Genomic DNA, 10,451 nt, shown 5'->3' on the forward strand with positions numbered 1-10,451 from the left:
AAAAAAACTGATTATCCGTTCCACGCGGTATTCTCACTTAATCAAGATGTCGACGCGCCGATTTAGGGCTCGATGTTCGGGAGTGTCATTGGGCGCCAAAGGCTCACCATCGGCCCGACCTTCTGCTCTGGCCGCACCTTTTAGTTGGGCGGACGCAGTCAAAATTGCCAAGACGTTTTTAGCGCGTGCCGCAGACAAATGCCAATTGGACGGAAAGCGGGCCGACACAATGGGCTTGTCGTCGGTATGCCCGGTTACCAAAATCGAGTCTTGTTCATTCTCGAGTTCTTTGGCGATTTTTTTCAACATCGGTAAAAACTCCGGTTTAACTTGATCGCTACCGGAGGGGAAGGAATTACGAACGCGAATGATGCTATCGTCGACCACTTCGACCATATTCTGGGCAATTTCATCGCGTAATAACGGTTTAAAGCGTTCCAATCTGTTGGCGATAACCGGTGCAGACGGAGTGATCGTAGCAGCCGTTGCCATTTGTACCGGCTCCTTGGCCAATTTCAGTAGCTCCCGATAGGCAGGATCGGATGCCGAATTAATAAAAAATGCAAAACCCAGATAACAAAGCAGCAACAGGCCACCTGCTACGCTGGCGAACACCCATAAGGGCACTTGCGTTATCAACGAGCTATTTCCGCTTTTTTGCCCTTGCCAACGTGGCGACAGCTCCGTTGGAAAATCCCCTCTTACTCGCTGGATTAATTGGTACAACTCAAGCCGTTGTTTTTCCAATTCGTTGGCGCCATTGGCCATGACCCGATATTTACCTTCGAACCCAAAACTTAACAACACATAGCAAAGCTCGATGAGCGGTAAATTTTGCGCGGGTTGTTTCACCAGATGTTCGAGTATTTGGAAAAAGCGTTCGCCGCCCCAGGCTTCTTTATGAAATAGGATAAGCAGGCTTTGATGCCCCCAATTACTCTGCGAACCCCAAGGCGTGTTTTGGATAATTTCATCCAGAAAAGTACATAAATCGTAGCTCGCCATTCGCATAGTTTCTTGCTGAAACCCTGCATTCAAGCCACGGTTCTCGAATTCTCTGACTTCTTTAGCCAACTTTTGCTTTAGTTCATCAACCCCGAAATAGCTAACGGTTGTTCTGAGCCTAGCCGCCAAGGACAGAATGCCGGCTGATAAAGTCAATAATGAACCGCTATCCGCTCCGGAAAGCACACTGAGCGACGGAATGTTGATATTTGAGGTCGGCTGCTGGGGCGGCGGAGATGGCGGTATTTGTGTCACTGATGGCTGCTGCGGCATTCGTCCACCTGGCGAAGGCCGCAACACTGTTTTGTCGTCATCGCCGAAAGGTCCTTGTTGCACCATGTCATCACCCTTTTTTTATTGCCCAGAATTCCAACTCCAATCCCGGAAAATTACCACCAATATGAAAGGCAAAACCGCCGGAATCCATCATCTTCTTCCAGTATGGGCTTTGCTTATCGAGTTCGAAATAAGAACATCCGGCGTGATACGGCAATTGCCTTGGGGCAACGGGCAAAGGATGAATTGAAATACCGGGCAGGGCGGCAGTGACCAATTGCGTGATCTCTTCCACCGGGCCAATTTTCACCTGCGGTGGGAAATGCGTGCGCAACATCTCCGAAGATACTTGCGCACTGGCAGCCAATACGTAGATTGCCTGCTCCAATAATTTCACATCGGGGCGACCCGAGTAATAAACCGACTGGCTATGTTTGGTTAACGGAATTTGAATCGCATTTTGTTCAAGCACCATGCTTAACAGGCGCCGTAGCTCATCAATTAACGGGATAAAGCAAATACGCAAGTCGTCATGCCTATATTCGGGCAACACTGCGGGTCGCTTATTTTGACGGTAGAAGGTTGCTAGATCTCCCATCAACTGCAGGCCCAAGGAAAACAAAGTTTCCGGATGTAGCAGCGCATCCCCCGCCAAATGTGCCAGCAAGGGTTCGTAACGATTGATGGTTTGCAGCAACATAAAGTCTGCAACCTCTGCGACGCCTGCACCTTGCGACGTTCCCGCCACGCGGGCTGCCAACGCCTCCCCTCTGGTATGCAACAGGCCTTGCAACTCCCGGACGAAGCCGTTCAAAATACTAGTGGCTGAAGACTGCAGCACCACGGGAATGTATTTCTCATCCAGTACGACTGTTTTGTCGGCGCGCACCTCAACGATATTGGCGACCCCTAAGCACAGATAGCCTGATCTTTCTTGGTTGCCAAGCATAAGTCTTGGACGAATACTGCCTATTTGCACGGGATAACGTGCGTCGTACCCCGCGTTGTTGTCTCTGACATCCCTATGGGTGATGCGGTATCTCGCCAATCCATCGGGGTTATTGTCGCTATCAACTTCAACAGAGTCAGGACGACTCAACGGCAATGCTAAATACACTACTTCATTGGCGATGTCTTCAGAGACATCAAGTGGTAGCGGCAGTTCGTCCTCGTTTGGCAAATGGAATGGGGTACCATCCTGGAAAATCCCTCTAGCAGCTGCCAGAGTGATTTTTCCTATCGCCAATTGCCCTGCATCTAGTTTTAGCGACGAAAATCCCCAATCATAAGCCCTGATTCCATAGCAACGACCATCAATACGACTTTCAAGATAACGATCATGTTGTTGAAAGTGCTGAGGTCTAAGGAACATGCCTTCTGACCAAACAATCCGGTTATTGATTGACATACTCTATTCGGTACCGTTTATTATTTATTAACAATGACTTATGAAATTTTCGCTACCAATTCAATTGAGTTGCAAACTTTCACCGCCTCGCAAATAGACGCATCTGCTTTTCATAAGCTTCAGCGAACTCTTCTCCAAAAAATCCTTCAATTGCTTGTGTTTTCAGTTCCGGATATTTTTCGCAAAAAAGCTCCCAACACTTGGCTTTTCGCTGAAAAACAATCCCTTCGCCCAACACCTTTTCGAAGGTGTCTGGGTCGAAACGATACAAAATTTCCCCTAGTGCAGCCTGAATACCTGCCGTCATCGCCAATTGATGAAACTTAACATCCCTAAACGCTTCAGTTACCGCATCATTTGAATTTATAAATGCTGGATTATTCGGTGCGAGCATCAGCTTCAGTACGCTTTCCACATCTGGGTTGAATTTTAGCGGGTTATTGTCAAATGAGCGGATTGTGGTGACGGAAACTCGAAATTCACTTTTCATTTCCGCGCGTGCGCGTAGAACGTCCATCAAGCCTTCGATCAAATTTCGGAATAACACACCGGTCGCTTTCATCGCCTCCGGCCACTGCTCTTCCGTCAAAAACGATTGATCTTTTATTCCCGCACCATCCAGAAACATCTTCATGAGCGTCGCATCATCCGATTTAGACCTGACAAATGGTTCCGTATTGGGTGCTAGCGTAATCTCTACACTGGCTTGCGAAGCCGCCTGCCCATCTTCACGCTCAATATTAGGCGTATTTTGGAATACGTCTTTAGAATCTAACGCTATGCTCGAAGGAATAGGCTCGGATAAATTTATTGCTTCCAAATTCGGGAACTCTAACCCGGAAGACTCGCCGAGGGGTGCATCCAACGCACCTAAGGAATCTAAGCCTTTTAAGAATTCGGCAATATCTTTACCATCTCTCTTGGGAGGTAGTACCTCGGGCGCGGTAAAGCTATCGTGAAAAGGGGAAGCAGGAGGACGCTCTCCGAAGGGAGAACTCGCTACGTTATTCGGAATCGAGAAATTCAGAGGTTCGTTGACTATTGACTGTTGATCATTTTGAAACGATTGGGCAAATGGTGAAGGCGAAATACTCTCGACGCTAATGGGTGAAGCTGGTGATATTTTGGCTGATGGCAGCTCTACAATAATCTCATATTCTCCGATCCGCAAAATTTCACTATCTAATAACCTTGCTTGCGCATCGTTTATATTCAGTCCGGCATTTGATAAATATGTACCATTTTTACTTGTGTCTTTTATTAAGTAACCACCGTCCTCATAAATGATTTCAGCATGGTGGCCTGATACAAAGTTTTCCGCATCAGGCAATACCAAGGTATTTCCTGCTTTTCTGCCTATTGTTCCGCCTAACTGACCGAATTCGGCACTCAATTCAGTAGATAGTGGTAAACCTTTGTAAGAAAGTACTTTTAAGATAATTGGCACGATTGTCGTCCTACCGTTAACATTAGTTAAATAGCTTAGCAACTTACGTCAGCATTTATCTAAAAACTTAGTCATTTTATAGCAGTCTAAACTTATCAATTGACGCGATTCTCAATCAGAAGAACAGTCATCGCAAATTGTTAGTTGTCGAAATTATAGTTATGTGATGAACGGAAAACTCCTGCTTTTGTAGCTTCTAAAATATGTCGCCTTTCAAACGAGGAATGCAAACTCAATCCGCCGACTTTGCCACTTTAATCTCATTGTAGGAACGCATTTCTATATAAAGAGATCCTGTCGCTACTTAATATCCCGGCGAGTTGAGCCGGGATATTACAGGATCAGATTATCTTATGAGCTTGAGAAGCTCCCAAACATCAAAGTAAGTAATTTACAGTTCTGTAAGATTAAGGATAACAACGGCGGTGATGCATTAAGCTAGCGGCAGTTTCGGTAACGTTTCGGGCCATTAGTTACCTTTCTGATGTCGTCGCTTTGGGAGTCTCTGATTAATTCGTAACATCGAATTTCAGCGTAATTTAAATCAATGATGGGCACCGAGTTGTCTTGCAAAACCGAAGTAATCAGAGGTTCTTTGCAACATAAACTCCTTTTTATTTCATTTTTTCCTGAATATACCAACAACCCTCCTAAGACTCGCCTTGCTCATATTTGGGTTTGCATTTCACTTTTGAGTAATAACCAAAATAGCTTTCGTTAAAACGTCATCCTATTTTGTATTTTTTAACTTTTCCTCTCCGCCAGTCACTAAACCAGACATACATTCGACTACGCTTTCGACATAATTTGAATGTGCTTCTGCAAGCTCTTTGGCTGCACCGAAACTTTCTCGTAATTCGATTAATGTTTTTTGTGGATCCGTTGACTTATTAATATCCAACATTTTCGCGTAATTTTTATATGCTTTACGCCTTTCAGGATCTAATATGAATAACCCTGGCATAGCATTCGACGAAGTATCGACGACACATTTTGTCATTAATTCCGGCTCAATTCCGTAGTCCTTAATATCTTTATCTTGCTTCATCTGTTCCAATACTACGGACTGATATTCTTCTTTTTCCGAGCAACCGCTCAGCACTAAAACCCCCAAAATTACTAGCACTTTTTTCATTTTTAACATTTTCCTGCGGTTTCCGAGCATATTACCTAAAAAAAACCCCCGCTATCTTTCAATAGCGAGGGCTTTCAATTTCTTCCTAAGTATTTCGACTTAGAACACTTTCACTATTAGATGAAAGTTGGGATCAGAGGAGCATCAACTGTTACCAATTGACGGTTACCTTTTTCATCCCAGAAGAACAACAGACCTGCGAAACGGCTGTCTGGATCGTAGATCAAGTCAGCTAAACGATATACTTCCCATGCAGCGTCAGAAGCAGTAACTTCGATTGTGCGTGTTTCGCCTGGAGCCAGAGGGCTGTTATCGCTAACAGTTAAGCCTTCTTCAGCCAGCAAATCGTCTGGGTAAGCAGTATCATCTTCATGAACCGCTGGATCTAAGAAACGTACACCTGCTGTGTTGAACTCACCCAAACGAACAGCTGAATCACCGTTGTTTGTAATGGTCAAAGTCATTTGCATTGCACGACCTGGAACACGGTATGTGGCATCATCAACTTTAACTGAAACGTTAGCTTCAGGCATTTGATAAGTTTTCATACCACGCAACAAACCAGCTTGCAAAGGAGTAGTTACAGGGTATTTTTCGTTGGTAGCGCCCATAGAAGCAGCAACGATAACCAAAGTACCTACGCCGAACAGCATACCGATTTTTTTGTCGCCAGCTGAGATCAGAGAATCTGCTTTGCCAGTGCTAACAGCGATATGACGTGGAACGAACAATGGGCGTTTGATCCAGAACAACAACCATGCGAACGCGATTGCGAACCATACTGCGTGCCAGAAATAAACGTTGTCCAGAGCGTAGTTTTCCAAGTTGATTGTTTGACCAGTCAATGTTGTGACTGGGTTAACAAACTCGCTCATAGAACCAGTAATGGTTACCCATTTGCCTGGGCCGATGATAGGACCACCGCCTTGTACGTTCATCATAGAGTGAACGTGCCAGTCACCTGGACGACGAGCTTTCAACAGAACTTTAAACTCATAAACTTCGCCCAATTCCAAAGACACTGAACGAGGAACCAATTGACCGCCGATCCAAGAACCTGCACGGATAAATACAGGACCAGGGATACCAACGTTCAAAAATGAAACTTCTGGTTTATCAACAGTTTCCGGCCAGCCTGCGAATACCAGGAATTTACCAGAAATTGTCATAGTTTCATTAACAGGCACTTCTTCTTTTGACCAGTTCAGGTCAAACCAGTGAATCGTCCGCATACGCATGAACGCAGCCTGTGATTTTTCACCGTGAGCAGATGCTGTTGGAGCATAGAACATCGCTGCTGTCATTGCGACCAACAGTGCGACAAAGGACAGTTTTGCAACTTTGTCTTTTATTATTTTCATATTTCCTCCTCTATCACTAGAGAATTTTAATTAAGACTTTCTGGTAGCTATCTAGAACCACCAGGTTCATTTTCTTACTATTCTTCTAATTAAGACGCGTCGTCAGCGATGAAGTCGGTTTTAGCGAACCATCTGCCGAAGAAGTGCCACAAGAAGTAAATAATGATAGAAACGAATCCAGAGAAGAACGCTGATACTGGAGCAACGTCTTTACCGAAAGTTCTTAATGTACCTTTCTCTACCATACGGATGTACTCAGGTGTACCGGTACGAACATAGTGGTAACCTTGTAAGTCAGCCAAAGTCATCATCATGCCGTTATATTCTACAGGCACGTGCAATGGAGCGATAACAGGCCAGTTACCTGGGTAGAACAACAAGCCGTAAGCCAAACCACCTAATACAGCAGTCAGAGTCATGCTGTTACCCAACATCAGGATAACGTCAAGAACGATAGCGCCTGGCAGCAGGTTAGATGGGAAGCAGATGTTAACTGGGAAGTATGTCCAGCCCCAGAAGTTCATGTAACGGTTGATCCACTCACCAATCATCAGAGCAACAACAGACAAAGTTGCGCCAATTGGTAAACGGTATCTCCACCACAAGCATGCTTGAACAGCCGCAGGGAACGTAATAGAAACGATAGGAGCTACGGTTACCCATAGACGTCTATCTTTCCAGTCGGTCCAGAAATCCCAGTCACCGCCAGTCAACATATAGTGAATGTGGTAACCGCCCAGAACCGCTGTGAACAGTGTAAAAAGAATCATCCAGTCGAACGTACGGGAAACTTGTACCGCTTCCGCACGTGAACGTACAGCTGATTGAGATGCGCTCATTAGCTTACCTCCTAAAGAATTAAAATTATATTTTTTTCACTTCTCTTTATCCTACCGCCACTTAAACAAAGCAGCGGCAGGAAAGGAGATAGTATTTTTACTTTTAAAGATAAGCTATTAAGCCAGATCTTTTTTCAGCAATTTTGCAATTGCCATTACTTCGGTGTTCACAACACCCATTATAGCCAGAGCAGCCCAACCAAAGAATACGAAACCGTAGTGCAATGGAGCAACGAACAACTCTTCCATAAACCAGAAGGTGTGACCCCACTCGTTCAAACCTACGTTAGGCAGGATCATGAATGGACCGATAACCGCAATCAGATACATCAAGTGCAGACCTTCGTGGTATGTAGGCAATCTTGTTTTTGCATACATGAAAGAAGCTGAACCAGTGATGATGTAGATTGGGTATGACAGGTAGAACTCGATGATGTGACTTGGAGTAAAGTCAGTGTCACGAACGATAGTTTGGTGCCATGTACCGTCTTGCTCTGTGAAGTAAGAAGCGCCCCAATAGATCGCCCAACCGTAGCAAACCAACCATGTCCAGTGTGTGAAGTGACGACGCAATTCTTCACGTGGAGTGATTGACATGACTTTACGGTCACGAGTTTTCCAGATATAGCCATTGATACCAGCAAACAACAGTACTTCGATAACGATCTCGATATACAGCATGTTCATCCAGTATGTTTCAAACTCTGGAGCAAATGAGTCTAAGCCAGCTGACCAGCCGTAAACACCTTCGTACCAACGAATGAAAGAATAAAAAACCAAGTACAGGGTGATACCTGCCCACAGGTTTTTTTGATTTAAAAGCGGTGCTTCCGCAGCATCAGCCTTAACTGATTCAGTTGTAGCAGCCATTTCTACCTCCTAAAAGATTATCTAAATCCCCGATCGAATCGGGAGTTCTTTGTTTTTCCATGTTATTAGCCTTCATTTCGAAGACACCCCGGTCCCTTGAGGTGCGTGGCAGTCTACCACTTGCCAAATCCTTGTCAAGATAAATTAAGCTAATTTAGCTGGGTGCGCGCTGTCACCCATTTGCAATTTTACTGTTAACAAAACTCGAACACCTATTTAAGCGACGTTTCGATAAAATTCCCGTTCGAATTCAATTAGGATAGATAGGTTACCAGATACTGTGCATGCGATAAGTCGCAACCTGATTGATCAGCTCCAAGCTCTACCATCTATCTGCCTCGCATTTTTTCTTACCATCCCCACTTGTATTTCAGACGCCCAAAAAAACGTCTAACTCAAAACGTAGTGATTCAGTAAAAATTCACACCCGAGTAGTTTGATAAACCTTCCCTTTGCGAAACGAATGAAACAGAATGAGTGCATTATGATGCTGTATTCAAGCTGCAATTAGTGAAGACGATTCAGGAGCAACGACTGAACGGTTGCCCAGGTTTGCCTGGACCTCTAGCAGAATGAGAAGATAGGGCGTCGAAGGAGCAAGCAAGTGTAAGCCGAGCAATCGGACCAACCGCGAATCGGCAATTGCGGACGGATAACAAATTATTAAAATAGATCTCGGCCTCTTATGCATTGCAGTTGCCGCCGACAGCAAGAATAGCCTACCACTGTAAGATGTTGCACAGCGCGACAACTACCAATTACGCCGAGACTATCCGAGACGCAACCGACTATATCGTCAATTTCTAAAACAACCAGACTTGCATTCGTTATCGGGTTAACTGCTTCTCTTATTGCCTCGCAGAAAAAGGTACCCGAAGGATCAAAGTTATATCCTCACATTAGATCTAACCTGAGCTTGTGAAAAAATCAGTTTCAAAACATACTCAAAGGCGAGCTAGTAAACGGATTGAGCTTGGCATGATGCTCCCAAAGAGTCTGTTGGATGGATTTCGGAATGTCGAGTTGATCGCGGATGCGCTTGTACGGCCGTTGCGGGGCGTAGTATTTTTATTGATTTTGGTGCCGTCGTGGCGTTTTTCTCTGTAGTGGTTGAAGACAGGGTGTCGAGGGTGGTCGGTAAGATAGCGAACCGAGTGATGATTGAGAAATTCAGAACCGTTGCTCGAGTCCGGGTATCGCAATCGAAGCCCTTCAACGGGAACAGTTACAAACCGGATCTACTCTAGAACGCCCTGAGAACTCTTATTCCAAGTGCCCTTACTTCGGTCCAGCCAGCTAAAAACCCAGTCATGGCTAAGGTCCAGACGAAATCCCAGGCCACCAAATTGCCGCAGTGAGCAACCGTACCGACCTCTACTAAGCTTGGCGGAGCTTCGTCTAAATGATGATTGCGAATGGGATTTTGAGCGGTTAACAGCTAGCCAGGCTTGGTTCCGGACAAACCCTTGGGATATAGGACGCGCAAAGGATTGAGTACCCCCCAGGACCGCCGTCTTCAAGCGCCTGCCGCACGGTTGACGCTGTTGATCCCGATGCACTTCAACGGCCCTGGCAACACCTCGGCTTGATATTTTCGCTTGGGTCCAGGCCGTTTGGCTGGCGAAGCGGCTGGTTTGGCATTTCGATTCAGCAAATGAACGCCGCGAAACCGTGGAAACGAAGCATTATCAATCGCAGGTTGAATAGCGCCCCCCCCCGGAAGCCGCTGGCAGGGCGGGTTTTCGCAGCAAAATGGAAAGCATTGCGACACCACTTCAAGTCATGTGAGAGTAAACTCCGACCTCGTGCTGGGTTGGAACGAGGTGACGTGGACGAATCTGAGCGCTGAAGACATAAATGGTCGCGTCATCTTTGCCGATTTTTTCAACAAGATGCTTGAAAAAATCTTTCGGCAAATAGCGACTCTCCTGTAGCGTTTCCTCTAATTGGCCCGCAGAACCAAGGCTGCGGACCTATTGCTTTGCGGTCACGCTCGCCAGCATATTATCAAGCTCGCCTTTATTAAAGAGATCGATGACAATGTCGCAGCCGCCGATTAACTCGCCGTTGATATACAGTTGGGGATAGGTAGGCCAGTGCGAGTATTCTT

Annotated in this window: 8 protein-coding genes; all 8 read right to left on the reverse strand. The window is 45.6% G+C overall.

Features of this window, described 5'->3' with window-relative positions; all coding sequences use genetic code 11:
• Nucleotides 1–33: 33 nt before the first annotated feature.
• Nucleotides 34–1,344: a type IVB secretion system protein IcmH/DotU gene (gene icmH / locus QLH52_RS23450; RefSeq protein WP_319963152.1), complete on the reverse strand. Its 1,311-nt coding sequence runs from the start codon at nt 1,342–1,344 to the stop codon at nt 34–36.
• 4 nt (nt 1,345–1,348) lie between these two features.
• A complete protein-coding gene (tssK, locus tag QLH52_RS23455) occupies nt 1,349–2,689 on the reverse strand; it encodes a type VI secretion system baseplate subunit TssK (protein ID WP_319963153.1) in 1,341 nt (446 codons plus the stop codon).
• Between the two features lie 79 nt (nt 2,690–2,768).
• Nucleotides 2,769–4,136 carry a type VI secretion system-associated FHA domain protein TagH gene (tagH, locus tag QLH52_RS23460; RefSeq protein WP_319963154.1) on the reverse strand — a complete coding sequence of 456 codons (1,368 nt, stop codon included), beginning with the start codon at nt 4,134–4,136 and terminating at the stop codon, nt 2,769–2,771.
• 730 nt (nt 4,137–4,866) lie between these two features.
• The gene (locus QLH52_RS23465; RefSeq protein ID WP_033159243.1) at nt 4,867–5,271 is read right to left on the reverse strand and encodes a hypothetical protein; all 405 of its coding nucleotides are present in this window, start codon (nt 5,269–5,271) and stop codon (nt 4,867–4,869) included.
• Nucleotides 5,272–5,387: 116 nt separating this feature from the next.
• On the reverse strand, nt 5,388–6,632 hold the full coding sequence (gene amoB, locus QLH52_RS23470) for a bacterial ammonia monooxygenase, subunit AmoB (protein ID WP_319963155.1): 1,245 nt from the start codon (nt 6,630–6,632) through the stop codon (nt 5,388–5,390).
• Nucleotides 6,633–6,721: 89 nt separating this feature from the next.
• Nucleotides 6,722–7,471: a bacterial ammonia monooxygenase, subunit AmoA gene (amoA, locus tag QLH52_RS23475; RefSeq protein ID WP_101053053.1), complete on the reverse strand. Its 750-nt coding sequence runs from the start codon at nt 7,469–7,471 to the stop codon at nt 6,722–6,724.
• Nucleotides 7,472–7,588: 117 nt separating this feature from the next.
• The gene (amoC, locus tag QLH52_RS23480; protein WP_033159228.1) at nt 7,589–8,341 is read right to left on the reverse strand and encodes a bacterial ammonia monooxygenase, subunit AmoC; all 753 of its coding nucleotides are present in this window, start codon (nt 8,339–8,341) and stop codon (nt 7,589–7,591) included.
• A 1,973-nt stretch (nt 8,342–10,314) separates the two neighbouring features.
• Nucleotides 10,315–10,451 (reverse strand): glutaredoxin family protein (locus QLH52_RS23485; protein WP_482194196.1); only part of this gene is annotated, 137 nt, incomplete at its 5' end.

The sequence above is a fragment of the Methylomonas defluvii genome, assembly GCF_033949435.1.
Taxonomy (GTDB): Bacteria; Pseudomonadota; Gammaproteobacteria; order Methylococcales; family Methylomonadaceae; genus Methylomonas; species Methylomonas defluvii.